Origin of the sequence: Streptomyces sp. DvalAA-43 (assembly GCF_900091725.1) — a bacterium.
GTDB classification, from domain to species: domain Bacteria; phylum Actinomycetota; class Actinomycetes; order Streptomycetales; family Streptomycetaceae; genus Streptomyces; species Streptomyces pulveraceus.
The window spans coordinates 253060-278795 of the sequence record NZ_FMBW01000094.1; the positions used below are offsets into that span (position 1 = coordinate 253060).

Consider the following 25736-nt stretch of genomic DNA (forward strand, 5'->3'; position numbering starts at 1 on the left):
CATGGAACACGCTGGACAACGGCCGGGCCAGGGGCACTGCCGTCAGACTTCGGCAAAGTACCTCGGGGCGTCCCCGGCACCGCCCGATAATGCGCGTGCGCCCCGCCCGTACCGCCGTACTCTTGGCCCCCGACGATTCATGACGGTGGCCGGTGCGCCACACACGGACAGAACGCGGAGCGGAACACGATGAGCACGCAGCACACCTACCGAGTGATCGTGCGCGGCACCTGGGACGGCCTGACGGACGGGGCCCGCGCCCGGCTGCTGTCCGAGGTGGACGGACACGGGCTGAGCGCGATGCAGTTCACCGAGGAGGGCTCGCTCGCGTACGACCGTGTGCTCAAGCACTTCAGCTTCCGGTACGTGGTCGTCTCCGGCGCCGACGACGGCGAGGAGATGGCGGGCGCGATCGCCGAGGACCGCGCGGAGACCTACCTCAACGAGCAGGGGTACGGCCATGGCGCGCTGCGGTCCACGGTGACGGACATGGACACGATGAAGATCAACTACAAGGGCCGGCGAGGTCCGGGGGCGGCGTGACGGCGGGCCGACGGCCGCTGCGGAGACGCTGACCCTCCTCGGCACTTTCCAGGCAGAGCGGGTCGGCGGGTTTCTGCGGGATGAACGCCGCCCGTGTTCACCAGTGCCCGCTTCGTCAAGGTCCCGTCAAGGCTGGAGGGAATCGGACACGGGAGCGTCCGTTCCGATTACACCTGAGGTGGAGGCGGGGCTCATGGTTCTTTACCTCACCAGGGGGCAGGTGGCGGTCGGGGCCGCTCTCGTGCTGCCGCCGGCCGTGTGCGCGGTGCTGGTGCCCTTCCGGGCCGACATGCCCGACACCGACATGGTCCTCGTGCTCGTCCTCGCCGTGGTTGCCGTGGCCGCCCTGGGACACTGTCTGGCCGGTGCGCTGACGGCCCTGTCCGCGGCGGCGTGGTTCGACCTCTTCGTCATCCATCCCCATCGACAGTTCGCCGACGTCATCACCGCCGTGCTGTTCCTCGTCGTCGGCATCTCCGTTTCCCGGCTGGCGGCCCGGGGCCGGGAACTCAAGGCAGCCGCCCTCACCGACGACGACTACCTGGCGCAGATCCACCACACCGCCCGGCTGGCCGAGACCGGCACCAGCCCGCACCTGGTGATCGACCATGTGTGTCGGCAGCTCGTGGGACTGCTCGGATTGCGTGGCTGCCGCTTCGAGCACGGCAGCCCCGTAGGGAGCCCGCCTCGTCTGGAAGAGGACGGCAGCATCGCCTGGGGCGACCGGTGCTGGGATGCGGACCGCGACGGTCTGCCCCCTGAAGAGCTGGAGCTGAGGGCCATTCACCAGGGGCGCCTGCACGGCCGGTTCTTGCTTCGGCCCGCCCCCGGAGCAGCGCCCCCACTCGCCGCGCGTCTGGTCGCGGTGACCCTGGCCGGCCAGATCGGGGCGGAGCTCGACGCGGCCGGCCGACCTCGCATCGGCGCCCCCGGGATTCTGGTCACGTCAGCCTGGCCAGATCGTGGTTCAGGTCGACGACATTGACGCGTTCCTGACCCAGAAATCCGAGAACACGTCCTCGGACGTGTCGGGCGACCAGTCTCCTGACCGTGGAGGGGGCGAGACGGCGGGTCGTCGCGACACGGTTCACCTGCTCGTAGGCGTACGCCGGGGAGATCGCCGGGTCCAGTCCCGAGCCGCTGGCGGTGACGGCGTCCGCGGGGACGGACGCGGGCCGGACTCCGTCGGCGGCGGCGACGGCGGCACGTCGGTCCTTGACGGCCTTGACCAGGTCGGCGTTGTTCGGGCCCAGATTGGAGGCGCCCGAAACCGAGGGATCGTAGCCGCCGGCGGACGGGCGGGGCTGGAACCACTTGGGGTCGGGGCGCGGTGTCTCCTTCCCGTCCCGGGGATTCCTCTTCGGCAGGAAAAAGTTCTGGCCGATGAGGCTGGAGGCCACCGGCGTGCCGTCCGTCGTCAGCAGGGAGCCGTTGGCCTGGTGGGAGAGGCCGGCCTGGGCGATTCCGGTGACGAGCAGCGGATAGGCGATGCCGGTGATCACGGTGAGGGCCAGCAGTATCCGCAGGGCGGCCATATGGTGCTGGAGTACGTGGGGCAGGTGGGTGCGCACCCTGGGACCGCCTCTTCTCTCGTCGGGCCGCCCGTCAGCGCAGGCCGGGGATGAACTGGATGAAGAGATCGAGCAGCTTGATGCCCACGAAGGGCAGGACCAGCCCGCCGAGCCCGTACATCCAGATGTTGCGGCTGAGCAGTGCCGCCGCGGAGGACGGCCGGTAGCGCACGCCCCGCAGCGCCAGCGGAATCAGGGCGATGATGATCAGGGCGTTGAAGACGATCGCAGAGGCGATCGCCGAAGTCGGGCTGTGCAGTCGCATGACGTTGAGTCTGTCCAGGCCCGGGTAGACCATCGCGAACATGGCCGGGATGATCGCGAAGTACTTCGCGACGTCGTTGGCGATCGAGAAGGTGGTCAGGGCTCCCCGGGTGATGAGCAGCTGCTTGCCGATCTCGACGATCTCGATCAGCTTGGTGGGGTTGGAGTCCAGGTCCACCATGTTCCCGGCCTCCTTGGCGGCCGAGGTGCCGGTGTTCATGGCCACGCCGACATCCGCCTGGGCGAGCGCCGGCGCGTCGTTGGTGCCGTCCCCGGTCATCGCGACGAGTTTGCCCCCCGCCTGCTCCCGCTTGATGAGGGCCATCTTGTCCTCGGGAGTGGCCTCGGCCAGGAAGTCGTCGACACCCGCCTCCTCGGCGATGGCCTTCGCGGTCAGCGGGTTGTCGCCGGTGATCATCACCGTACGGATACCCATCCGGCGCAGCTCGTCGAACCGCTCCCGCATCCCCTCCTTGACGACGTCCTTGAGATGGATGACACCGAGGACGCGGGCACCGGGCGCGTCGCCGTGCCGGGTCACTAGGCCGACGACCAGCGGGGTGCCGCCGCTCGCGGAGATGCCGTCGACGATGCCGCCGGCCTCTGCCGTGGGGTGACCGCCGTTGTCACGGACCCAGCGCATCACTGCTGTCGCCGCTCCCTTGCGCAAGGACAGGTTCTCCTGTGGGTCGTTGAGGTCGACACCGCTCATCCGGCTCTGCGCGGTGAAGGGTACGAACTGCGCCTGGGCCAGTTCTCCTTCGCTACGGCCGCGTAGCGCGTACTGCCGTTTGGCGAGGACGACGATCGAGCGGCCTTCGGGGGTCTCGTCGGCGATCGACGACAGCTGGGAGGCGTCCGCGAGTTCCTCGACGCTCACCCCGTTCACCGGCAGGAACTCGGCGGCCTGGCGGTTTCCGAGGGTGATGGTGCCGGTCTTGTCGAGCAGGAGGGTATTGACGTCGCCCGCGGCCTCCACCGCCCGCCCGGACATCGCCAGCACGTTGCGCTGCACCAGCCGGTCCATGCCCGCGATGCCGATCGCCGAGAGCAGCGCGCCGATCGTCGTGGGGATGAGGGCCACCACGAGGGCGACGAGCACGACGATGGTCTGCTCCGCCCCGGCGAAGACGGCGAAGGGCTGCAGGGTCGCCACCGCGATCAGGAAGATGATCGTGAGGGACGCCAGCAGGATGTTGAGCGCGATCTCGTTCGGCGTCTTCTGCCGCGCCGCCCCCTCCACGAGTGCGATCATCCGGTCGATGAAGGTCTCCCCCGGCTTGGAGGTGATCTTCACGACGATCCGGTCCGAGAGCACTTTGGTACCGCCCGTGACGGCCGACCGGTCGCCGCCGGACTCGCGGATCACCGGCGCCGACTCGCCCGTGATGGCCGACTCGTCGACGCTCGCGATGCCCTCGACGACATCTCCGTCGCCAGGGATGATCTGCCCGGCCTCGACGACGACGTGATCGCCCAGGCGGAGAGCGACGCCCGGGACTTCCTGCTCCGCGGCGTCGGTCGCACCCGGCTGCCAGCCGGTGAGACGGCGGGCCATCGTCGTCGTCCTGGCCCGGCGGAGCGTCTCCGCCTGGGCCTTGCCACGTCCCTCGGCCACTGCTTCGGCGAGGTTGGCGAAGACGGATGTCAGCCAGAGCCACCCCGTGATCACCCAGGCGAAGACACTGGGCGCTTCGATGGCCGACAGGGTGGTCAGCACCGCCCCGACCTCCACCACGAACATGACGGGGTTGTGGACCATCACTCGCGGATCCAGCTTGCGCAGGGCGTCGGGGAAGGACGTCAGCAGCTGCCTGGGATCGAGCAGTCCGCCCGATACCCGGTGCTGCCGGTGCCCGGCGCCCGGCGGAGTGGGAGCGGACGTGGCGGTCGTGGACATCAACGCAGGCCTTCCGCGAGGGGTCCGAGCGCGAGCGCGGGGAAGTAGGTCAGACCGACGACGATGAGGATCACCGCGGTCAACAGCCCGACGAACTGCGGCCGGTGAGTGGGCAGGGTGCCCGCGGTGACCGGAACGGGTTGCTGCTGTGCGAGCGAGCCGGCGAGCGCCAGGACGAACACCATCGGCAGGAACCGGCCGACGAGCATGACCACACCCAGCGTGGTGTTGTACCAGACGGTATTCGCGCTCAGCCCGGCGAACGCCGAGCCGTTGTTGTTCGCGGCCGACGCGAAGGCGTACAAGACCTCGGAGAAGCCGTGCGGTCCGGAGTTGAGCATCGCCGCCCGCTCCCCCGGGAGGGCCATCGCCAGCCCCGCGCCCACCAGTGCCACGACGGGCGTGGTCAGGATGTAGAGCGAGGCGAACTTCATCTCCCGGCCCCGGAGTTTCTTCCCCAGGTACTCGGGGGTCCGGCCGACCATCAGTCCGGCGACGAAGACCGCGACGATCGCCAGGACCAGGATCCCGTAGAGCCCGGATCCGGCGCCGCCGGGCGCGATCTCCCCCAGCATCATGTTGAAGATCGTCATTCCGCCGCCACCCGGCGTGTACGAGTCGTGGGAGGAGTTGACCGCTCCGCAGGACGTGAGGGTGGTGGACACGGCGAACAGTGCCGAGGCCCAGATCCCGAACCGTGTCTCCTTGCCCTCCATCATTCCGCCGGCCGCGTGACCGGCGGTGCTGCTGACGTTGTGCAGCTCATTGGCGGTGACGACGGCGGCCGATGCGCCCCAGATCAGTGCCATCACGGCGACGATGGCGTATCCCTGACGCTTGTCACCCACCATCGTGCCGAACGTCCGCGGGAGCGAGAACGCGATGACCAGCATGAGATAGATCTCGATCAGGTTGGTGAAGGCGTTGGGATTCTCGAAGGGATGCGCGGAATTCGCGTTGTAGAAACCGCCTCCGTTGGTTCCCAGTTCCTTGATGGCTTCCTGGGAGGCGACGGGGCCTCCGGTCAGGCTCTGTCGCCCGCCCGCGAGGGTGGTGATGTCGTGGATTCCGTGGAAATTCTGAACGGTACCGGCAGCCACCAGAACGATCGCGAAAACAAAGGCCAGCGGCAGCAGCACGCGCAGCACGATCCGGGTCAGGTCCACCCAGAAATTCCCGACGCGATCGGTCTTCTTCCGGTTGAAACCCCGGATCAATGCGGCTACGACGGAAATCCCCACGGCAGCGGAGACGAAGTTCTGCACCGCGAGGCCCGCCATCTGGACCAGATGCCCCATCGCCGACTCACCGGAATACGACTGCCAGTTGGTATTGGTGACGAAGGATGCCGCGGTGTTGAAGGACTGGTCCGTGGAAACCGGCTTCGTTCCCAGGGACAGCAGCAGATGGTTCTGCAGGCGCAGAAACGCGTACAGGAACAGCACCGATACCGCGGAGAAGGCCAGGAGGCTCCGCAGATAGGCCGACCACTTCTGGTCGGCGTCGCCGTTCACTCCGCCTGCCCGGTAGATCAGGCGCTCGGCCCACCCATGGTGATCGGCGGTCAGGACACGGGCCATGTAGCCGCCCAGCGGGCGAAACGAAAGACCCAGCGCGACGACCAGGGCAAGCACCTGGAGCCAGCCCGCGAGGGTGTCGTTCATCCGTGATTTCTCCTAGAACTTCTCGGGGAAGATCAGACAGATGACCAGATAGATCACAAGGCACACGGCAACGGTCAGGCCGACGGTATTTTCCACGTTCACAGACGTCCCACCCCCTTGGCGACCAGGCCGATGAGGGAGAACACCACTACCGTGACGCCGATGTACACGATGTCCGACATGCGCGACGCACCCCGCAGAGTCATGAGGGACGGGATTTTCGGGCCCTCCCGACCGGCATATGGAGTTGATCCGGGGAGTGGATCGATTCACTTCTGACGCTATATCATTCAATGGCGCGTTCCCCTCGATACCCTGTGCGCCGATGGGATGACGGTGCAGTGCGCGGATTCACTCGTCGCGGCGGGGCGCGGAACTCGGAAGAGTGAGGATTACCAAGAATCCGGGGCTCTCGTCGGACGTTTCCAGGGTCCCGTCCATGGCCTCGGCCAAATCGCGTGACAGCCGTACGGCCAAGCTGTCCGCCCGGGGACCCGGAGCCCGAAGAACCTCGGGGCTCGCGTTCGGGCCCCCGCCGGACGGGCCGTCCTCCACCCGAATTCTCACGCGGCCGACCTGGACCTCGACGGTGAAGACAGGGGGCCGGTCCGGCGGGCTGTGACGCAACGCGTCGGCCCCCAGGGCGGTCAGAGCACGGGTGAGGAGAGCGGCGTCGGCGATCACGTCGGGCAGCTGTTCCGGCAGGCGCAGAACGATCGAGTGACCGCCGGGCCCGAGGTCGTCCAGGGCAGCGCCCAGCATCTCGTCGAGATCGACCGGGCGGAGGTAGAGATCGAGCGCCCCGGCGTGCAGACGACTCACATCGCCGAGATCAGTGACCAGCTGCGTCGCACGGTGCACCGCCGCATGGGCGACTTCCAGCAACTGCGCTTCCTCCGGCACGGTCGCGCCGGGGCGTCGATGCCGCAGACGCACGAGCGCCTCTTCGGCCGTGTGCAGCGGAGCACGCAGATCGCGTCCCGCCGCGAGGAGCAGGGATGCCCGGGTACGTTCGGCGTCGGCGAAGGTTTCCGAGCCGTCGGAACACCCGGCGATCCGCCCTCGAGCATGTGCCAGCCCCAGTTCGGCGGCGCATGCGGCGAGGACGCGTCGGTCTTCCGGACCGAGTCCCGAGCCGCGCACGGCCAGCGTGAGACTGTCGTCGACGGGACTTTCCACATCCGCTTCATAGGGCTTCTCCGGGGGCCGCTCCCCGGCGCTGGCGACCACGTACCAACGGGGCACGGGAGATGCTTCCGGATGCCTTTCGAGCAGGCTGACCGCACCGAGACCGAAGTTCTCCCGGATCTGCTCCACCAGCGCGGTCAGATCCTGGCCACGCATCATGGCAGCGGCCAGACGGCTCAACGCCCTCGCCTCGGATGTCGCGCGTACGGCCTGGTGCGTGCGCTGGGCAGCCGTTCCCGCTGCCGTGCCGACGAGTGCGGCCGTGACGATGAACACCACGAGCGTGGTGATCGCGTCGGGGCGCTCGATGGCCAGCGAGTGCACCGGTGCGATGAAGCAGTAGTCGGCGAGCAGTGCCGCGGCAAGGGCGGCGAGCAGCGCGGGGTAGAGGCCTCCGACCAGGGCGACCACGACGACGGCGAGCAGATAGATGACCAGGTCGCTGGAGAGGTCGAGGTGGCCACGCGCCACGGTCAGCAGGAGCGTCAGCACGGGCAGCAGCACCACAGCGCCGGCCAGCGCGGCCCAGTACCGTCGAGGACCCGTGCCGCGGCTCGGATGCGGGAACCTCAACACGGCGGAGCCGGCCGCCTCCCTGTGGGTGACGATGTGCACGTCGATGAGGCCGGAGCCCTTGATCGTCCGCTCTCCCACTCCTGCTCTCAGGAGGGAGGCGAGGCGGCCGTGCCGACTCGCGCCCAGCACGATCTGGGTGACGTTCTCCGCCTCGGCGAACTGGAGCAGGGCATCGGCGACATCCTCGCCGGTGGTCTGGTGGTAGCTGCCGCCGAGCGACTCCACAAGGGTGCGCTGGGCGTCCAGTACCGCCGGTTCGACGTCGGCGAGTCCGTCCTCCAGGACCACGTGGAGGGCCAGCAACTCGGTACCGGGGGTACGCGCGCTGATTCGCGCGGCCCGGCGGATCAGCGTCTCGCCCTCCGGCCCGCCGCTCAGGGACACCAGGATGCGCTCCCGGGTCTCCCAAGGAGCGACGATGCCGTGTTCCGCGCGGTAGCGCTGGAGGCCCTCCTCCACCCGGTCGGCCAGCCACAGCAGGGCGATCTCACGCAGGGCGGTGAGGTTACCGACCCGGAAATAGTGGGTGAGGGCGGACTCGATGCGGTCCGGCGCATAGATGTCGCCATGGACCATGCGGCGGCGGAGCACCTCCGGTGGCAGGTCGACCAGTTCGATCTGGTCGGCGCGGCGGGCCACCTCGTCGGGCAGGGTCTCCCGCTGCGTGACGCCCGTGATCTGCCGTACCACGTCGTTCAGGGACTCCAAGTGCTGGACATTGAGCGTGGTGACCACATCCATGCCTGCGTCCAGGAGCTCCTCCACGTCCTGCCACCGCTTGGCGTTGCGGGCCCCCGGAACGTTGGAGTGGGCCAGCTCGTCGACCAACGCGACCTGAGGACGGCGGGCCAGCACCGCGTCCAGATCCATCTCGGTGAAGAGCGCACCGCGGTGGCTCAGCGTACGGCGGGCCATCGTCTCCAGCCCGTCCGCCATGGCCGCGGTCGGCCGTCGCCCGTGCGGCTCGACGAAGCCGACGACCACATCCACGCCCCGCGCGCGCAGCCGCTGCCCCTCGGCGAGCATGGCGTACGTCTTCCCGACCCCGGGGGCGGCCCCGAGGTAGATCTGCAAGCGTCCACGTGCCACCGGCGGGCTCCTACCCGGGTCACCCCATGTCCTGTTCGCGCCCTTCCATGGTGCGCCCGTCACAACTGTTCTACTCGGCGGCACCGGCCCTGAGCCCTCAACCGCACCCCAGGGGTGTGTCGCGTCCGCGCGGACTGCGGTGGTGCGCAGGCCGGTCGCCTGTCGGCCTGCCGACGCCCGTAGTGGGCTGTTTGCGCGGGAGGGGCCGCTCACCGCCCGGATCGGTGCCGGTCGAGCGGGTCGTCGTGGAGTAGCGCTCCGCTTCGCCGCGGTGCACCGGGACGGGCCCGGGACTCGCGGAGGTCATCCGGACTCGCCGAGGTCGGGGTGCACCGAGGTCGCAGGCGCGTCCTCGTCGAGGGAGATGAGCAGGGCGCGGGGCCAGCGGCGGTACAGATCGCGCAAGGAGCGGGCGTAGTCGGCGCCGGACGTCTCCCAGGCGTCCGGGTGGAGCGCGGGCGGGTTCCAGGAGGTGATCATGAGGTCGACGACGAGACCGACGACGTCCTGGCGATCCTCGACGTAGTTGTACAACGCCCGCACGGTGACGCCCAGTTCGGCCTCGGCATGGCGACCCTGCTGTTGCTCCGCCCCGACGACGCACGGTGGTCCGGCCAGGACACCGCAGTGCTGTGCACCGCCTGCCTGACGCCGGCCGTCTTTCTGGCCGTCCGGCTCCGCATGCCGGTGCCGACGCTGGAACTGCGGATGTTCGGCCGGCCCGCGTTCTCCGGCGCGATGCCGGCCGTCTTCCTCAGCCGCGTCCTGACCATCGGCGGCTCGGTCCTGGTGCTGTACTTCTCCGACGGCCTCGACGTGAGCCCGTCGGGACCGTCGACACTCTCGCCTCACTCGTCGCCGGTGTCGGTACCGCGGCACTCGGCACGGTCTTCACCCGCCACGGCGGCCACGACAGCCAGGCCGTCACCGACGGTGCCCGAGCCGTCCTGGGCGTGTCCGCGGCCCTCGCGGTCGTCGCCGTGCTCACCACCATCGCCCTCATCGACCCGCGCCGGGTCCCGCGCCCCGACCGCGGCCGGGCACCCGCGTCATGAGGCGGTGCCCGAAGCTGTGCGGGTTCGCGGTGCCCCCTCTCGTTGTGGCGGAAACAGCCTGGCCGGAATGGAGCGTCACAGGGAACGCTTGTCTGCCGTTCACTTGATGGAAGTGGTGCGTCGGACGAGAGGTGTTCACAGTGCGGCCAACCCCGAGGTGCCTGTTATTCACGGCCGGAACCGGCTTCGCGGCCCTCGCGGTGGGGGCCGTGCACGGCATCGCCGCCCCGCCGCTCGCCGTCGTCGTGTACGCCGATGTCGTCATCGGTCTGTGCTGGCTCGTCGTCGCCTTTCTGCTCCTGCGCGGCCGCCGGTGGTCCCCGGGCGCCGCCGGTGGCGATGCCACCGGCCCCCGCCACCACCGCGCCGTACGGTTCTCCACCGACGGCGAGCCGGTCGCCCGCTCCCACTGGAACACGCGCCGGCGCTACTGATCCGGCCAAACTCCCGGTACCCCGAGGTCAGTCCGTCCGCGCTCTGCGACCATGGCCGACGACCATCCCTGCCGAGGAGCGCAGTGTGACCAAGCCTCATGTGAGTTCGGCCGTCATGACCCACCCCGTACGCCTCGCTCAGGCCCAGGATCTCGCCGACCGGCTGCGGCTCGACGGTCTCGCCCTCGACCCCGCCCCGGAGGGACCGCCCTCCGCTCTGCGCACCGCCCTGGTCGCCTGGGCCGCCGCGGACCCGGCGGCCAGCCACCACCTCGTCGTCCAGGACGATGTCGACGGCCCCGCCGAGCTCCTGGAGATCGTCTCCCGGGCCGCCGCCCGGTTCCCCGACGAGGCGCTGGTCTTCTACACCAACTGGCATGCGCGCAACGGTGCCACCGCCCGCCTCGCCGCCCTCGCCGGGGCCTCCTGGGTACGGGCCGTCCCGGACGAGTTCACGCCGTCCCTCGCCGTCTGTCTGCCGGCCGCGAGCGCCGCCGGCTTCCGCGCGTACGCCCGTGACAGCGCCGAGCGCCATGACGACGAACTGCTCTCCGTCTTCTTCCGGGGGCGTGGCCGGATGAGCCTGCTCGCCGTACCGAACATCGTCGAGCACATCGGGACGACCAGCATCAACGACCATGCCGCCCAGGGCATCCGGCTCGCCGTCTGCCCCACCTCCGCCGCGGACGCCGCACCCCTGCTGGACCGGGGCCGCGTCCTGGAGGAGCCGGGCTGGGTCCCCTACATGCGGTACGGCGAGGGCTACATCAGGCTCGTCGGACAGGAGCACGGCGCCGACGGCGGGCGCGGCCACCACCGCTGGCAGGACGCGCTGCCCGCGACCGGTCTCACCGAGGACATGGTCGGCGCCGCTCGGGCCGAGCATCTGCCGGAGGAGCTCGCGGCCGAGGTGGCCCGGACCTTCGGCCGTGCGTTCGCGACGGAGTTGTGGACCCACTGCCTGCTGCTCGGACGACAGGCGGCGCACGCCGCCCGCGGCCTGGGACCGCTGCCGGACGGCGTGCCCGCGGACGCGCTCGACCGGTTGCGGCACTCCGCCGTCGCCACCGCCGGACCCGCCGGACTCCCGCCCGAACGCCGCCCCGAGGCGGGCCCGGACGAGGTCCGTGCGATGGCCGCGTTCGCGTGGACCGCCGTCCACGCGGGAGAGGGGCTCGACTAGGGCCTGTCCGGATCAGGCACCCGGCCGGACCCGCGGATCCCCGGCCGGGTGCGTGATCCACACGCCCGGCTCCCAGTAGGCGGCCAGGTCCCGCGCCCGGTCGACCCGGAGCGGTGCCAGGCCGCCGGGGAAGACGTACTCGCCGTCCTCCGGGAAGGCCAGGCCCGTCCAGCTCTCCCACTCGGCGACCGTCCCCGTGATCCGGGAGGAACGCGCGGACGCCCCCGCGAGGGTGCCGCCCGCGCCCACCTGGGTCCGGATCCATGGGTCGAACGGGGTCCCGTCGTCCCGGGTCCACGCCGCGTACCGCTCGATCGGCACCAGCGGATACCGGTCCTTCCAGGTGGGGCGCACCGGCACCAGGACCGTCCCGAGACCGGCGCGCCGTGCCGTGTCCGACATCGCGTCGAGCAGCACCTTGGACAGCCCCCGGCCCTGATGGTCCTCGGCGACCTCGATGCCCAGCGCGCACAGCGCGTCCGGGGTGCGCCCGGCGTCGCGGTCCGCGAAGGCCCGCGCGATCGAGTCGTCCAGGCCCGGACCGAGGTCCGCCGCGGTGCCGTCCCAGGTGCGGGGCAGCGAGCGGCCGGCGCCGGCGATCGTGTCGTGCTCGTCGTCGTACAGCAGGAACTGGAACTCCGGGAAGTCGTCGAACAGCCGGTTCCAGTAGTCGCCGTTGATGTCTCCGTGCAGGTTGTACTCGGGCACCACGCCGGCGAACCGCTCGGGGATGCGGTCCCACAGCTCGGGCCGTTCCGAGTGTCGAATCAGTGCCAGGGCCATGAAACCTCCTTACCGGGCGGGGACTTCGACGTCCCAGACGACGACGATCGGGAGACCGTCCCAGGCGGCACGGGCCGCGTCCGCGATGAACTCCTCGTACCCGCCGGGTGCGAGGCGCCCGTTGAACAGCGGCTCGTGGCAGCCGCGCACCCGCAGCCCCGCGCGCCCGAACGCGTCCAGGTAGTGGCTGGGCAGATGGACGTGGTTGCGGACGAAGGCGAGCTCCTCGGCGCCGTGCACGAAGAGACACTGTCCCTGGAGCGCGATCACGAACGGGTGCATGTCCGTGACGACGATCCGCCCGCCCGGCCGGACCACCCGGGCCAGCTCCGCCACGGCGGGGGCGAGGTCCGGAAGGTGTGTCATGGCCAGCGAGCAGACGGCGAGATCGACCGAGTCGTCGTCGAGCGGCAGACTTTCCAGGTGTCCGACGCGGTACTCGGCACCCGGGGTGTGCTCGCGGGCCTTCTCGATCATGTGCGGCGACTGGTCGACGCCGATCACGCGGTGCCCCCGTGCGGTCAGCTCCCGGGTCTGCCGGCCGGTGCCGCAGGCGGCGTCCAGCGCCGTTCCGGGCGCGAGGCCGTCCAGGATCGTGCGGACGACCGGTTCCTCCACCTCGATGTACGAGCTGGGCAGCGAGTCGTACACCGCCGACCAGGACGCGTAGCCCGCCGCCGCGTCGAGCTCGCTGACCTGGGCCCCGCCGTCCGGAAGCTTCTCCTCGTCGAGGGCGAAGCGGCGTATGTCGGCCACTCGCGCGCGGAGGAACGCCTCGTCACCGTCCACGGCGTGGCGCAGCAGCGCGAGCCCCTCGATCCCCAGCACCAGTTCCCGTACACGGAATTCACCGTGGAATTCATTGCTCATGCGAGCCCCTCACCGATCGACGGAAGACTCCGTGTCTTTTCCGGAGACCCCGTGTCTTTTCCGGATTCTCCCTACCCGGAACGGAGGGCCGGGAGTCCCACCCCAGCCACCGTGTCCGAAAACAGAGGAGGGAATGGCCGGTTGACGGCGCCGTTGTCGTCCGCACGGCGGCTGCCTAGCATGAGCGGCATGATTGAGGGATATCTCGGGCGTGAAAGTGTCACCGTCGGCGGAGAAGTGACACTCCATATATCCACCGACGCCCCCCGGTTCCGCCTTCGTTTCTACCGGCTCGGCAGGGAACTCGTACCCGCCGGGGAATCCGGGGAATATCCGGGCACGCAGCATGCCCCTCCCGGCCATCCCGATGGATTACCCGGGCGCGCTTCGCCCGCCGACGACTGGAATTGGCCGCCGCTCACCCTTCCCGTACCGGAGGACTGGCAGCCGGGAATCCATCTGGTCGAATTCATCGAATGCGGCCCGGACCGCCCCGGAACTCCTCCGCTGCTCGGCACGGAGGAGCTCGAAGGGCACGCCCGCGAGTTCTTCGTCGTACGTCCCCGCGTCCCCGGCAGCCGCTCCCGCATCCTCTACAAGAAGTCCACCTTCACCCGGCACGCCTACAACCGCTCCGACCGGCCCGGTCTGGAACGTGCCGTCAGCCTCTACGACCACCCCGTCCACCGGGCCGGTGGCGACGGTGAACCCCGAGGTCACAAGGTCAGCCTCCACCGCCCCGGGGGCGTCGTCGACCTCGCCTACTGGGACGCCCCCTTCATCGCCTGGCTGGAACGCCACGGCTACCCCGTCGAGTTCTGCACCGATCTCGATCTGCACGAGGATCCCGGCCTGCTGGACTCGTACGACCTCCTCCTCAGCGTCGGCCACGACGAATACTGGAGTGCGGCAATGCGCGGCCACGCGGAGCGATTCGTCCGCGACGGCGGGAACATCGCCTTTTTCAGTGCCAACACCTGCTGGTGGCGGGTGCACCCGACGGACCGTAACACCGCTTTCGTCTCCGACACCGATCATCACGTGGGCGAGGAATATCCTCATCTGCCCGCCACCGACCAGTGGTGGGCGCCCGTGCCCGACGGGGTCGGCAGGCCGGAGAACACCCTGACCGGAGTGAGTTTCCGGAACGGCGGAATGTGGCCCGCCACGGAATGGCCCGGCGACCGCCCCCGCGTCGGATACACCGTGCAGCACGCGGATCACTGGGTCTACGAAGGCACCGGACTGCGCGACGGATCCGACGGGGGCGCCGCGGACCGGCTGGGGGCAGGCACCCCTCTCATCGGATACGAATGCGACGGCGCCGCGTTCTCCTACGACGCGGACGGAATCGCCCGCGCGACCGGGGAGGACGGAACTCCGGACTCCTTCCTCATTCTCGGAATTCACATCCTCGAACCGGTGCACGAGGATTTCCATCACTTCAAGTGGGGACACTGGAACGGCCCCGTGCGCGAGCCGACCATCAGCAGCCCCCGCGCCGCCACCATGGGCCTGCACACCGCCGGCGGCACCGTCTTCACCGCGGGCACCACGGACTGGCCCGTGGTCTGCGGACACGAACAGGACCCGGGCGTCGTCCGCGTCACCCGGAACGTCCTCGACCGTCTCCGCCACCGGAGTCCGCTGCCGGAATGAGCTCGCGCAGACCGGTGATCCGCGCCGCCCCTTCCGGCAGGGGCGGCGCGACACCGTCCACCGCCCGGTCGGGCCGCCGCAGGTGCACCGCCCGCATCCCCGCCGCCAGCGGACCGAGCACATCGGGCACCCACATGTCCCCGACGAACAGCACCCGGTCCGCCGGCAGCGCGCAACGCTCCACCAGCGTGCGGTAGATCAGCGGATGCGGCTTGCGGGCGCCCGTCCGCGCGGAACCCACCACCACATCCACGGCCCCGGCGATCCCCACCGACTCGACGCACTCCTCCAGATTCCAGAACCAGTTGGAGCACACCCCGATCAGCAGGCCCCGTGCCCGCAGCTCCGCGAGCACCCCGGGCACGTCCGGGTAGAGATCGAGCCGGACCGCCTTCATCGCCCGGTCGAGCTCGGCGACCAGACCGTCGAGCCCGGCCTCCGGCACACCGCAGGCCCGCGCACGGCGCCGCAGCCGGTCGCGCTCCCACGTCACGTACGCCGTCTCGTCGGCCGAGTGCGCCGTGTGCTCCTCGCCCTCGCCGGGGCCCACCGACCACTGGTCGCCCCAGAGTTCGCCCTGGGCCGCCAGGCCCCGGCGGGCGAAGATGCCGCGGTGGTCCGGCGGCAGCGGGTCCACCATCCGTACGAGCGTCCCGTAGAAGTCGAGGACGACCGCGCCGATCCCGTCCGTCACCACCACGGGGTCCGCCTAGAACCGGCCGTACCGGTGCGGGAAGTAGTCCTCCAGCGTGCCGTCCCGCTCGATGTCGACGGTCGCGCAGTGCAGCCCGCCGCCGAACGGCCCGACCGCCCGGAACGGCACCGGCACGATCTCGAACCCGTACGAGGACAGCTGCTCGGCGAGCCGCACCTCCTTCTCCTCCACGCACAGCGTGTTCTGGTCGAGGTTCAGCATGTTCCCGGCGAGCCACGGACTGCAGAAGGAGAGCTTCGGCGGATGGTCCCAGCTGGCCGGCTGCACGGCCTCCACGATCTCCCAGTCGTTGAGCTTGAAGAACTCCATCAGCTCGGCGTCCGCGAGCCGCTCCCCGCAGTGCAGCACGAGGCCCGGCCGCAGCGGCACCCAGGTCGCGTCGATGTGCAGCGGGTGCGTGTTGGTCGAGGTCACCGCGTGCACCCGGTGGTCGGGGAAGTGGCGGCGCAGCCAGTCGTAGCCGCTCCTGTTGGTGACGAACGACAGCTGTACGAAGAGGTCCTTGCCGAACCGGGCCACGTCCGCGGCGTCGAAGAGCGGCTCCGCCTCGGTGAGCACCAGGTCGTAGTCACGGACCCGGGCGAGCTGCTCCTCGGTCGGCAGGTCGTTGTACGTGTCCCAGAACCCGGTCTTGTAGGAGGCGTCGGTGAGCCGCGGCTTGGGCGCGGCCTCCCAGCGCATCCGGTCGTCGGCGTCGAACAGACCCTGGAGCACCGGCCGGTAGCAGAGGTACTCGAACCAGCGGCTGCGGTACGACATGGTCGCTTCGAGGACCTCGTTGCCGACCGTGAGCAGCAGGTCCCGGGGCGGCATGCAGCCGAACATGGAGTCGTGCGCCCACTCCGGTGTGGACACCTCCTGGGTGAAGTCGATCGGGGTGGGGCGGTCCACCCGGATGCCGCGCCGCCGCAGCAGGTCCGAGAAGTCGTCGAGCTGTTCCTCGGCCTCGGCGACCATGTCCGCCGGCATGGGGCCGTACGTCCCCAGCGGGAAGCCGTCGTCGGGGTAGTCGCGGCGCACCGCGTGTTCGGGGGCCTGCACCACGGTGCCCTCCGCACGGCCGACGATCACATGCCGCAGGGGGTCCCAGCCGTTCCAGGCGTTGACCCGTACGGGTCGCTCGGTGCCGGCGGGGGCGGAGGTGTCGGACGCGGTGGTCGTCTGCTCGGTCACGTACAAGCCCTTCGATGGGGGTCGTGGAGTGCCGCAGGGGCCAAAACTGCGGTACCGAACGATCACCGTCAAGAGCCACTCGGCTACCCACCGTGCCATTCGCGTCAACATGGCTTGACTACGGCCCCCGTCCCCCGGTCACCGCATGACATCGGCCCAGCACAGCGCGGGAACGCTGGGCCCTTCGCGGGAAGCACACCACCATCTTCCGGCCGAAACTCCGTGTCGCGGCGGGGAGCCGCGATCAACGGGGTAGTGAGAAGACCGTCGCCGAAGTCGCCGTCGCCGAAGTCCTGTACGTCTCGATGAATCCCGCACGGAGGAATCCATGACACTGCGCCTGCCCCGCCGATCCGCGGTCCTGGGAGCCCTGCTGCTGTTCGCGGTGACGGGCTGCAGCTCGGGGGAGGGTGGCACATCGGGCGGACGGGCGGACGGCAGCGGTCTGACGGTGTGGCTGACGGTGGACGCCCGCGAGAGCTGGCCGGACATGGTCGCCTCCGCCAACGCCCGGTTCGCGAAGAAGCACCCGGGGGTGAAGGTCGATGTCCAGTACCAGCAGTGGACGACGAAGAACCAGAAGCTGGACGCCGTCCTCGCGGGCCGGAACGTGCCCGATGTGGTCGAGATGGGCAACAGCGAGACCACCAACTACATCGTCAACGAAGCCTTCGCACCGCTGGACCCGAAGACCTTCGAGCGGTCCGGGCAGTGGCTGCCCGCGCTCGCCGACGCCTGTCGCCTCGACAACCGGACGTACTGCGTGCCGTACTACGCGGGAGCGCGCGTCGGCGTCTACCGCACCGACTACTTCAAGGACACCGGGATCACCCACGCCCCGCGCACCTATCCCGAGCTGATCTCCGACCTCGACCGGCTCAAGGCGAAGTACGGTGCCGAGGACCCCGGCTTCTCGGCCTTCTACATGCCCGGCCGCTACTGGTCCGCCGCCATGGGCTTCGTCAAGGACGCGGGTGGTGAGATGGCGGTGGAGAAGGACGGCCGCTGGCAGGGCGCCCTCTCCTCGCCGAAGTCCGTCGCCGGGCTCACCACCTGGAAGAAGCTCCTGGACGACTACTACGTCGGCGACCGGGCGAAGGACAACGGCGACCAGCCGGCCGTCGTCGGGCAGGGCAAGGTGGGTGTCTTCTACGGCAACACCTGGGAGGCGCAGGCCGCCGCCGACGCCCGCTCCGGCGGTGACCCGCGCCTCAAGGGCAAGTTCGCCACCTTCGCCTTTCCCGGCCCCTCGGGGAAGCTGCTCCCGCCGTTCCTCGGGGGCTCCACCCTGGCCGTGCCCGCCAAGTCGCGGAACCAGGAGCTGGCCGCCGACTGGATCCGGGTGTTCACCGACGGCGAGTCGCAGCGGAAGCTGATCGCCGCCAACACCCTCCCGAACAACACCGTGCAGCTCGCCGATGTCGCCGCCGGAGGGATCAACGGTCCGGCGGCCCAGGCCGCGGTGCGCGGCTGGGTCACCCCGCTCGCCCCCGGCTGGACCTCGGTGGAGAAGTCCAATGTCCTGCCCGAGATGCTGGAGCGCATCGCCACCGGAAAGGCGTCGGTACGGGACGCCGCACGCGAGGCGGACCGCAGGATCGACGCGGTGATCAATGAGCGCTGATCCGGCCGGGCGAAGGCCGCGCCCCCGCCTGCCCTATCTGCTCATCGCCCCGTCCTTCCTGGCCCTGCTCGTCGTCCTCGGCTACCCGCTGGTCGACATGGTGACCCTGGCCTTCCAGGACATGACCCGCAAGGAGCTGTTCAGCGGTGCGGCGCCGCCCTGGGCCGGTCTCGGACAGTTCCGGACGATCCTCGGCGACGGGTTCTTCTGGACGGTGGTGGCCCGCACGGCCCTGTTCACCCTCGTCTGCGTCTCCCTCACCATGGTGCTCGGCCTGATCGTCGCGCTGCTGATGCGGCGGACCTCGCCCTGGGTGCGGGCGGTCCTCGCCGGTGTGCTCGTCGCGGTGTGGGCGATGCCGGTGATGGTCGCCGCGGCCATCTTCCGCTGGCTCTTCGACGCGGACTACGGGCTCGTCAACTGGCTCCTGTCGACGCTGCCCGGCATCGATCTCGCCCGGCACAACTGGTTCACCGACCCCTGGCAGGGCTTCGCCGTGATCACCGCGGTGGTCGTCTGGGGCGCGCTGCCGTTCGCCGCCGTCAGCCTGCACGCGGCCCTCACCCAGATCCCGCCGGAGCTGGAGGAGGCCGCCCTCATCGACGGCGCCCGCCCGTCCCAGCTCTTCCGCTACGTCACCTTCCCCGCGATCAAGCCGCTCTTCGTGATGGTCACCACGCTGATGGCGATCTGGGACTTCGGGGTCTTCAACCAGATCTGGCTGATGCGCGGCGGTCAGCCGGAGCGTGAGTACTACCTGCTCGGTGTCTACTCCTTCATCGAGTCGTTCGCCGTCAACCGCTACAGCACCGGAGCAGCGATCGCCCTGGTCACCGTCGTCCTGCTGCTCGCCGGTGCCGTCGTGTACCTGCGGCAGATGCTGAGGCTGGGTGAGGCCGAATGAGCGCACGGAAGGGACACGGGGCGACGGCCGTGCGACGGCCCCGGCGCCGCTACGACCTCCTGGGCCTGCTCGTGGCCGCCCTCCTCGGCTTCCCCGTCTACTGGATGGTGCTGACCTCGTTCCGGCCCGCCACCGAGATCCTCAGCCTGCCGCCCGAGTTCTGGCCGAGCCACCCCACGCTCGACAACTTCGCCCGCGCGATGGGTACGGAGACCTTCTGGCCCAATGTCCGCTCCAGCGCCGTCATCGGGCTCGGCACCGTCCTGGTCTCGCTCGTGGTCGGCACCCTCGCCGCGTTCGCCCTGGCCCGCTTCCGCTTCGCCGGCCGCAAGGCGTTCGTCGTGGTGATCCTCACCGTCCAGATGATCCCGCTCGCCGCCCTCATCATCCCCGTCTACCTGCTGCTCAACGACGCCGGTCTCACCGACAGCCTCGGCGGCGTGATCGTCGTCTACCTCGTCTTCACGCTGCCGTTCACCGTGTGGATGCTGCACGGATTCATCGCGGCGATCCCGGCGGAGCTGGAGGAAGCGGCGATGGTCGACGGCTGCGGCCGGTTCGGAGCCTTCGTCCGCGTCGTCCTGCCGCTGCTCGCCCCCGGGCTCGTCGCGACCTCCGTCTTCGCGATGGTGCAGGCGTGGAACGAGTACGTCCTCGTCTATGTCCTGCTGTCCACCCCGGAGAAGCAGACCCTCAGCATCTGGCTGGTCTCCTTCCAGACCAGCTTCGGCACCGACTACGGCGGTCTGATGGCGGGCGCCACGCTCACCGCCCTGCCCGTCGTCATCTTCTTCCTGGCCGTCCAGCGCAAGATCGCCGCGGGACTGGCCACCGGAGCGGTCAAGGGCTGAGCGACAGCCGACCGCGACACCGGTACGACCCGCCGCCGACACCCGCACATCCCACAGAGGAGAACCCTGTGACGCACGACCGTCTCGACCTCGTCTCCAAGCTGTACCAGCCCACGGGCTGGCCCCGGATCCTCCAGGCCGCCGCCGGCGAACCCTCCTCCGCGCCGCTCGTCGTGGACCTCGACCCGACCACGTTCTGCGACCTGGCCTGCCCCGAGTGCATCAGCGGAAAGCTCCTCAACCAGGGCCGGTTCACCCCGGAACGGCTCGCCGCCCTCGCCGAGGAACTCGTCGCCATGTCCGTACGGGCGGTGGTCCTCATAGGCGGCGGGGAGCCGCTCGCCCATCGCGGCACCCGTAAGGTCTTACGCATCCTCGGCGAAGCGGGCCTGGCCGTCGGAGTCGTCACCAACGGCACGATGATCCGGCAGAACCTCGCCGAGCTCGCCCGGTACGCCACCTGGGTCCGGGTCTCCGTCGACGCCGGGACCGCCGGGACGTACGGCCTGTTCCGGCCCGACCGCAAGGGCCGCAGCGTCTTCGACAAGGTGATCGAGAACATGCGGCTGCTGGCCGCCGAGAAGCAGGGCGCCCTGGGCTACTCCTTCTTGGTGATGTCACGTCAGGAGCCGGGCGGGCCGACCGTGACCAACCACCACGAGGTGCTGCGCGCCGCCGAACTCGCCCATGACATCGGCTGCGACTACTTCGAGACCAAGGCCATGTTCGACGACGACCACCACATCGTGCAGGTCCCCGGCGAGATGCTGGAGTCCGTCGACCGTCAACTCGCCGAGGCCGCCCGGCTGGAGAGCGAGAGCTTCCAGCTCGTCAACTCCTCCACCCTCACCTCGCTGCGCGGCCACGTCGGTGCCGTCCAGCCCAAGGAGTACGACCGCTGCCGGGTCGCCGAACTCCGCACGCTGATCACCCCGTCCGGGGTGTACGTGTGCTCCTACCACCGGGGCAACCCGCTCGCGAAGATCGGCGACGCCGTCACCGACGACCTCGCCACCATCTGGCAGGACGCGGACCGGCGGGGCATCGTCGACCCCAGCCGGGACTGCCGGTTCCACTGCGCGCGCCACCGCTCCAACCTGGAGCTGGAGCGCATCGCCCGCGGAACCGGCGAACTCCCCGACGGGCAGGACTACGACCCCTTCCTCTGACCTCCTGCCACCGGTACCGGCTCCCGCCGGGCGCCCGGGGCTGCCGTGGTGGGCACGACCCGGGCCCCCGGATGGGAGACGAGCAGCGCCCGCGCGAGACGGGCCGCCGTCTCCGCCGCCTCGTCCGCCGGGCAGATGCCGACCAGCGCACCGCCTCCGCCGGCCCCGCTGAGCTTCAGCGGCAGACCGGCGGAGCGCAGCGCGACGGCCCGCAGCTCCTCCAGGAGCGGCGTCGACATCCGCTGGTGGTCCCGCATGGCCTCGTGGGCGGCGGTCATCGCGGCTCCGAGCTCCGCCAGATCCCGGCGGCGCAGCGCCTCCCACACCCGGCCCGACGCCTCGTCGGCCGCCGACCGGTAGGCGGCCAGCGCGGGGTCGCCGGAGGCGAGCTGCGCCCGTACGTCCCGGATGTGGTGCCGGGTGTCCTTGCGGGTGCCGGAGTCCACGACGATCACCCGCCACCGCTCGGGGAGCTCCAGGCGGTCGCGTACGACGGGGAGCCCGCGCTCGCGGCCGTCGAGGAGGAGCGCACCGCCCTCGACGACCGCGAGGTGGTCCATGCCGCCGCCGTTGAAGACGGCGAACTCGAACTGGTAGGCCCACCGTGTGATCGTGGCGTCGGAGACGCGCCGCCCGCGGAGGGAGGTGTCCGCGAACGCCCGGAACAGCGCCACGATCCGCGCCGTGGACGACGACAGGCCGCTCGCCGCGGGCGCCTCGCTGCGTACCGTGACGGCGGGCGGCCGCGGGGCGAGTCCGGGCAGCCGGGCGCGCAGGAACACCCACACCTCCCGCTGCCAGCCGTCCTCGACCGCTTCGTCCGGCGCCGGGCCGGGGCCGACCTCCACGGTCGTCATCAGGCCGAGCGCGAGACTCACCGACCGTCCCTCGCCGAGCCAGTCCAGGTCCTCGCCGGACAGGCAGGCCCGGCAGGGCACCACCGCGCGTATCGGATGTATGGGGTTCACCGGGCCTGGAACCTTCCTTCCACGCGAAATCTCTCGTACATGGACAGCACCACCTCCGTGGGCGGGTGCAGCGGCCGGGGCGGGACGTCGAGCGGCCGGAACACGGCCCGGCGCACCTCGTCGGCGCCGGGCGACAGCTCCCCCGCCCAGCGCCGGGCGACGAAGCAGAGCGCGAAGCAGTGCGTCACGTCCCCGTTGGGATAGGTCAGGGTGTGCACCTGCGGGTCGGAGAGGGTCCCGAACGCCACCAGGTCGTCCCGCGCGACCCGCAGGCCGGTCTCCTCGGCGACCTCGCGGACGGCGGCGTCGGTGAAGTCGCCGCCCTCCTCGCAGGATCCTGCCGGGAGCTCCCAGACCCCGGTGTCCGCGCGCTGCTGGAACAGCCCGTGGCCCTCGGCGTCGATCAGGAGCACTTGGGCGCCGGGCACCAGCAGCTTCCTGGAGCCGACCTGCCGGCGCAGCGACCAGATGTAGGAACCCGTGTAACTCATCGTGTACGTGTCGCCTTCGTCGCAGTCCGTGCGCCCCGCGGGCCCTTCCGTGGGCAGCGTGTCACGCCCCTTCCGGATTCCCGGACTCCTCGGACAGCCAGCGCGGCATGGCTTCCGGCGTCGCCAGCAGCCACCGCACGTACCGGTCCACGCCCTCGCGGACGTCGATCCGGGCCTGCCAGCGCAGCAGTTCGCGGGAGCGCTCGACGTCGGCGTAGCCGCCGAGCGGGTCCCCCTCCGGGCGCGGCGTGACGATCTGCCGTGCGCCGGGGAAGTACGGGGCGATCAGATCGGCCACCTCGCGGACCGAAGTGGGCCGGCCCGTGCCGACGTTCACGGTCCGCTCGGCCATCTGTTCCTCGATCAGGGCGAGCGCGGTGGCCTCGGCGACGTCGTCGACATGGATGAGGTCGCGGACCTGGTTCCCGCCGCCGTTGAGCCGCATGGGGCGGCCGAGGCGCGCCTGGAGCGAGAGCCAGGGCACCATCCAGGAGTGGCTGCCCGGCTTGGGTATCTGCGGGTCGCCGTACACGGAGAAGTAGCGCACCACCGCGTACTCGGTGCCGCTGGCGGCGTCGAGCATCAGCCGGGTCTGGTGCTCCGCCCAGAGCTTGCCGTTGGCGTACACGGAGACCGGGTTGAGCGGCATGTCCTCGTGGAAGACCTGCGGCCCCTCGATGTCGGGAGCGCCGTTGCCGTACACGGACGCCGAGGAGACGAGCACGAGCCGCTGGACCGGGTGCCGCGCGGCCTGTTCCAGGACGACCTGGGTGCCCTCGACGTTGGCGCGGAAGGCGATGTCGGGGCGCCGGGTGCAGGCCGCGACGTCGGCGTAGGCGGCCGCGTGGACCACGAAGTCGGCCTCGCTGAGCAGCGCGCCGACGGTGTCGGCGTCGCGGACGTCGCCGACGACCAGCCGGGCGCCGCTGCGCGCCACGCCGAAGGTCTCGTGGCCGGATTCGGGATAGGCGTCCATGCGGTCCAGGACGGTGACGACGGCTCCGGCGCCGCGGAGCAGCGCGACCAGCCTGCTGCCGACGAGTCCGCCTCCGCCGGTCACGACGACGCGGGCGTCGCGGAGCTTGTCGAGCCGGGAGCGGACGGTCTCCTCGGTGGCGACTTCGGTCGATCGGGGCAACGCGGGCATGACAGCCTCTTTCCGGAGTCGGGGGGAGAGGCACGCGGTTCAGGGATCTTGGCGTGCCGGGCCCAGCATCACGGGCCCGTCGTCCGCCTGCCAGAGGGCCATTTCGGCACTCTTGCGGGCCGTCGGCGCCGCCCGTACTGTCCGAATCCGGCTCCCGGACCCGGGCCCGGGACGGATTTCCGGTACCGTGCGGGCCGATCCGGACAGAGGGAGGACGTATGGCACGCCAACGCCTCAGCGCGGTGGTCATGACCCATCCCAGACGCCTTGCGGCGGCCGAGAAACTGGCCCTGAGCGTGCCTTCCGGCCCTCTGCGGGTCGTCATGGACCCCGACCCCACGGGCACTCCGTCGGTGCTGCGCACGGCGCTCGCCGCGTGGTCGTCGATCGAGGACGGGGCCACACATCAGTTGGTGGTCCAGGACGACATGGTGTTGTCCGAATCCTTCCTCGACCGGGTCCGGTGCGCGATCGAGGAGCAACCCGACGCGGCGCTGGCCCTGTTCGCCCTCTGGGACTCGCGCAACGGGGCGGCGGTGCGCCTGGGGGCGATGGCGGGCGCCCGCTGGGTCGGCGCCGTCAACGAGTACTTCCCGTGCGTGGCGATCGTGCTGCCGCGCCGGTACGCCGAGGGGTTCGTCGCGTACGGCAGGCAGCGGCTCGGCGGCTGGCCCGACGACATCCTGATGCACCGCTATCTGAGCGCCCATGGTGTTCCGCGCTATGTCGCCGTACCCAATCTCGCCGAGCACGAGGACCGCGGCTCGATCTCCGGGAACGCCTTCCGCGGCCCGCGCCGCTCGGTCTGCTTCGTGCCGGGTGACCGGCCCGGGAAGGAGGGCGAGACCCTCACCGGCCTGACGGTGCTGCCGTTCTTCAAGCACGGCGTCGCGCAGTGCGCGGTACGGGTCCAGGGCCCTGGCCCGCAGCGGTGGCTGCACCTGGACGCGGAGCAGTACCTCCGGGGTGCCGGGCTGTCCGCCGCGCTGCTGCGCCCGCCCGGCGCCGACACGGCCGGAGCGGATGTGCGGGGGACCTGGCTGACGGCCCTGGCCATGGGCTTCGAGGCCGCCCGCGCCGGCCTGCCCGAGCCGCCCGCGGCCTCGGAGGCGTACGCGGAGGCGGTGGCGACGATCGGCGCGGGCGGCATCAGCAACGCGTGTACGGAGGAGCACATCGCACAGCGCCGCGAGCCCCTGGCCGAGGTGGCGCGGCGGGCGCTCCTGGCCGGGCGCGAGGCCGCCGCCGGGCACCGCACCCGACCGCGACGGCCGGACGGCCTCGTCTGGCACGGGGCGGCGACCCCGCTGGGCGAACACCTCGCGCGCCGGCTGGCCGACCGGCGGGAGCAGCACGCCGCCGTGATCGACCTGACGGCGCTCCACTCCGCACGCCCCCGGGTGACGGTCCGGCCGCACGGTGACCCGGTCCCGTACATCCTGGGCGTGGGTGAGCTCTACGGTCCCGGCTGCTCGCGCCGCACCCCGGTGGGGCGCATGGTGTGGGACGCGCTGCGCAGCCACCCGGTCGTGGCTGAGGGCGACCCGGACGCCGAGGTGTATCCCGTGCATGTGAACGACCTGGCCGACGCGATCGGGGCGGTGCTGCGGGCCCGGCCGGAGAGCCATGAGATCGCGGTGGCCGCCGAGAAGCCGTGCACGGCGGCCGAACTGGCGCAGGCCGTGCACGACGCCGTGCGTCCGGTACCGGTGCGGGCGGTGCCGGACGCCGAGCCGGGGTGGCACACCCCGGCCGGCACCCTGCGACCGCCCGGCTGGACACCCGCGACGAGCCTGGCCCGCGGGCTGCACTCCTTCGCCCAGTGGCTCGCCTACGAGGGGGTGCTGACCGAATCGGACTGACCGTCACGGAGGGGGCGGGCCGACGGCGGTCCGCCCGGAGCCCGTCGGGTGAC

23 protein-coding genes are annotated in these 25736 nt (G+C 70.7%); 10 read left to right on the forward strand and 13 right to left on the reverse strand.

Translation table 11 applies throughout. From position 1 onward, the window contains the following. Positions 1 to 189 precede the first annotated feature (189 nt). Entirely contained in the window at positions 190 to 543 is a 354-nt protein-coding gene (locus GA0115234_RS39585; protein WP_093551478.1) for a DUF6204 family protein, read from the forward strand. A gap of 193 nt (positions 544 to 736) precedes the next feature. After that, entirely contained in the window at positions 737 to 1528 is a 792-nt protein-coding gene (locus GA0115234_RS39590) for a DUF4118 domain-containing protein (protein ID WP_093551581.1), read from the forward strand. Here the strand turns inward: GA0115234_RS39590 and kdpC are convergent. The 6 genes from kdpC to GA0115234_RS39620 form a co-directional block, all read right to left on the reverse strand. Then, the gene (gene kdpC / locus GA0115234_RS39595) at positions 1485 to 2078 is read right to left on the reverse strand and encodes a potassium-transporting ATPase subunit KdpC (RefSeq protein ID WP_093551583.1); all 594 of its coding nucleotides are present in this window, start codon (positions 2076 to 2078) and stop codon (positions 1485 to 1487) included. The two genes, GA0115234_RS39590 and kdpC, sit on opposite strands and share 44 nt — an antisense overlap. 70 nt (positions 2079 to 2148) lie before the next feature. Then, entirely contained in the window at positions 2149 to 4278 is a 2130-nt protein-coding gene (gene kdpB / locus GA0115234_RS39600; RefSeq protein ID WP_093551480.1) for a potassium-transporting ATPase subunit KdpB, read from the reverse strand. Next, positions 4278 to 5942, reverse strand: coding sequence for a potassium-transporting ATPase subunit KdpA (gene kdpA, locus GA0115234_RS39605; protein ID WP_093551482.1), 1665 nt, complete (start codon positions 5940 to 5942; stop codon positions 4278 to 4280). The genes kdpB and kdpA overlap by 1 nt, the downstream gene beginning before the upstream one ends. A 12-nt stretch (positions 5943 to 5954) precedes the next feature. Continuing rightward, the gene (kdpF, locus tag GA0115234_RS41675) at positions 5955 to 6044 is read right to left on the reverse strand and encodes a K(+)-transporting ATPase subunit F (RefSeq protein ID WP_107405848.1); all 90 of its coding nucleotides are present in this window, start codon (positions 6042 to 6044) and stop codon (positions 5955 to 5957) included. 249 nt (positions 6045 to 6293) lie between these two features. Beyond that, positions 6294 to 8795, reverse strand: coding sequence for a DUF4118 domain-containing protein (locus GA0115234_RS39615; RefSeq protein ID WP_093551485.1), 2502 nt, complete (start codon positions 8793 to 8795; stop codon positions 6294 to 6296). A gap of 303 nt (positions 8796 to 9098) precedes the next feature. Beyond that, a complete protein-coding gene (locus tag GA0115234_RS39620) occupies positions 9099 to 9329 on the reverse strand; it encodes a hypothetical protein (RefSeq protein ID WP_237542111.1) in 231 nt (76 codons plus the stop codon). Between the two features lie 661 nt (positions 9330 to 9990). Between GA0115234_RS39620 and GA0115234_RS39630 the strand changes: the two genes are divergently transcribed. Continuing rightward, positions 9991 to 10284, forward strand: coding sequence for a hypothetical protein (locus tag GA0115234_RS39630; protein ID WP_141718543.1), 294 nt, complete (start codon positions 9991 to 9993; stop codon positions 10282 to 10284). Positions 10285 to 10369: 85 nt separating this feature from the next. Next, positions 10370 to 11467: a hypothetical protein gene (locus GA0115234_RS39635; protein ID WP_256088927.1), complete on the forward strand. Its 1098-nt coding sequence runs from the start codon at positions 10370 to 10372 to the stop codon at positions 11465 to 11467. A gap of 12 nt (positions 11468 to 11479) precedes the next feature. On the opposite strand, the gene GA0115234_RS39640 is transcribed toward GA0115234_RS39635, so the two are convergent. Both GA0115234_RS39640 and GA0115234_RS39645 read right to left on the reverse strand, forming a co-directional pair. Continuing rightward, positions 11480 to 12250, reverse strand: a complete 771-nt coding sequence (locus GA0115234_RS39640; RefSeq protein ID WP_093551490.1) for a GNAT family N-acetyltransferase — start codon at positions 12248 to 12250, stop codon at positions 11480 to 11482. 9 nt (positions 12251 to 12259) lie between these two features. Continuing rightward, complete coding sequence (locus GA0115234_RS39645; protein WP_176729402.1) at positions 12260 to 13120, reverse strand: class I SAM-dependent methyltransferase; 861 nt, start codon at positions 13118 to 13120, stop codon at positions 12260 to 12262. Positions 13121 to 13309: 189 nt separating this feature from the next. On the opposite strand from GA0115234_RS39645, the gene GA0115234_RS39650 reads away from it, so the two are divergent. Next, a complete protein-coding gene (locus tag GA0115234_RS39650; RefSeq protein ID WP_176729403.1) occupies positions 13310 to 14779 on the forward strand; it encodes a N,N-dimethylformamidase beta subunit family domain-containing protein in 1470 nt (489 codons plus the stop codon). On the opposite strand, the gene GA0115234_RS39655 is transcribed toward GA0115234_RS39650, so the two are convergent. Beyond that, positions 14727 to 15479, reverse strand: coding sequence for an HAD family hydrolase (locus GA0115234_RS39655; protein WP_256088928.1), 753 nt, complete (start codon positions 15477 to 15479; stop codon positions 14727 to 14729). The genes GA0115234_RS39650 and GA0115234_RS39655 overlap by 53 nt on opposite strands. 9 nt (positions 15480 to 15488) lie before the next feature. Further along, the gene (locus tag GA0115234_RS39660) at positions 15489 to 16667 is read right to left on the reverse strand and encodes a serine/threonine protein kinase (RefSeq protein ID WP_093551493.1); all 1179 of its coding nucleotides are present in this window, start codon (positions 16665 to 16667) and stop codon (positions 15489 to 15491) included. 328 nt (positions 16668 to 16995) lie between these two features. Here GA0115234_RS39660 and GA0115234_RS39665 point away from each other — a divergent pair, with 328 nt between their 5' ends. From GA0115234_RS39665 to GA0115234_RS39680, 4 genes are all read left to right on the forward strand, one after another. Further along, positions 16996 to 18291, forward strand: a complete 1296-nt coding sequence (locus tag GA0115234_RS39665; RefSeq protein WP_093551495.1) for an extracellular solute-binding protein — start codon at positions 16996 to 16998, stop codon at positions 18289 to 18291. Then, positions 18281 to 19195 (forward strand): carbohydrate ABC transporter permease, encoded by a 915-nt coding sequence (locus GA0115234_RS39670; protein ID WP_093551496.1) that lies wholly within the window; start codon positions 18281 to 18283, stop codon positions 19193 to 19195. The genes GA0115234_RS39665 and GA0115234_RS39670 overlap by 11 nt, the downstream gene beginning before the upstream one ends. Continuing rightward, positions 19192 to 20046 (forward strand): carbohydrate ABC transporter permease, encoded by an 855-nt coding sequence (locus GA0115234_RS39675; protein ID WP_176729404.1) that lies wholly within the window; start codon positions 19192 to 19194, stop codon positions 20044 to 20046. Before GA0115234_RS39670 ends, GA0115234_RS39675 begins: the two co-directional genes overlap by 4 nt. Before the next feature lie 68 nt (positions 20047 to 20114). Continuing rightward, the gene (locus tag GA0115234_RS39680) at positions 20115 to 21215 is read left to right on the forward strand and encodes a radical SAM protein (protein ID WP_093551498.1); all 1101 of its coding nucleotides are present in this window, start codon (positions 20115 to 20117) and stop codon (positions 21213 to 21215) included. Here GA0115234_RS39680 and GA0115234_RS39685 read toward each other — a convergent pair. From GA0115234_RS39685 to GA0115234_RS39695, 3 genes are all read right to left on the reverse strand, one after another. Continuing rightward, positions 21197 to 22183: a mevalonate kinase family protein gene (locus GA0115234_RS39685; RefSeq protein WP_256088929.1), complete on the reverse strand. Its 987-nt coding sequence runs from the start codon at positions 22181 to 22183 to the stop codon at positions 21197 to 21199. The genes GA0115234_RS39680 and GA0115234_RS39685 overlap by 19 nt on opposite strands. Beyond that, the gene (locus GA0115234_RS39690; RefSeq protein WP_093551500.1) at positions 22180 to 22674 is read right to left on the reverse strand and encodes an NUDIX domain-containing protein; all 495 of its coding nucleotides are present in this window, start codon (positions 22672 to 22674) and stop codon (positions 22180 to 22182) included. The genes GA0115234_RS39685 and GA0115234_RS39690 overlap by 4 nt, the downstream gene beginning before the upstream one ends. 61 nt (positions 22675 to 22735) lie before the next feature. Next, positions 22736 to 23821, reverse strand: a complete 1086-nt coding sequence (locus tag GA0115234_RS39695) for an NAD-dependent epimerase/dehydratase family protein (RefSeq protein WP_093551502.1) — start codon at positions 23819 to 23821, stop codon at positions 22736 to 22738. Between the two features lie 218 nt (positions 23822 to 24039). On the opposite strand from GA0115234_RS39695, the gene GA0115234_RS39700 reads away from it, so the two are divergent. Next, complete coding sequence (locus GA0115234_RS39700; protein ID WP_093551504.1) at positions 24040 to 25683, forward strand: NAD(P)-dependent oxidoreductase; 1644 nt, start codon at positions 24040 to 24042, stop codon at positions 25681 to 25683. The last annotated feature ends 53 nt before the right edge of the window (positions 25684 to 25736 follow it).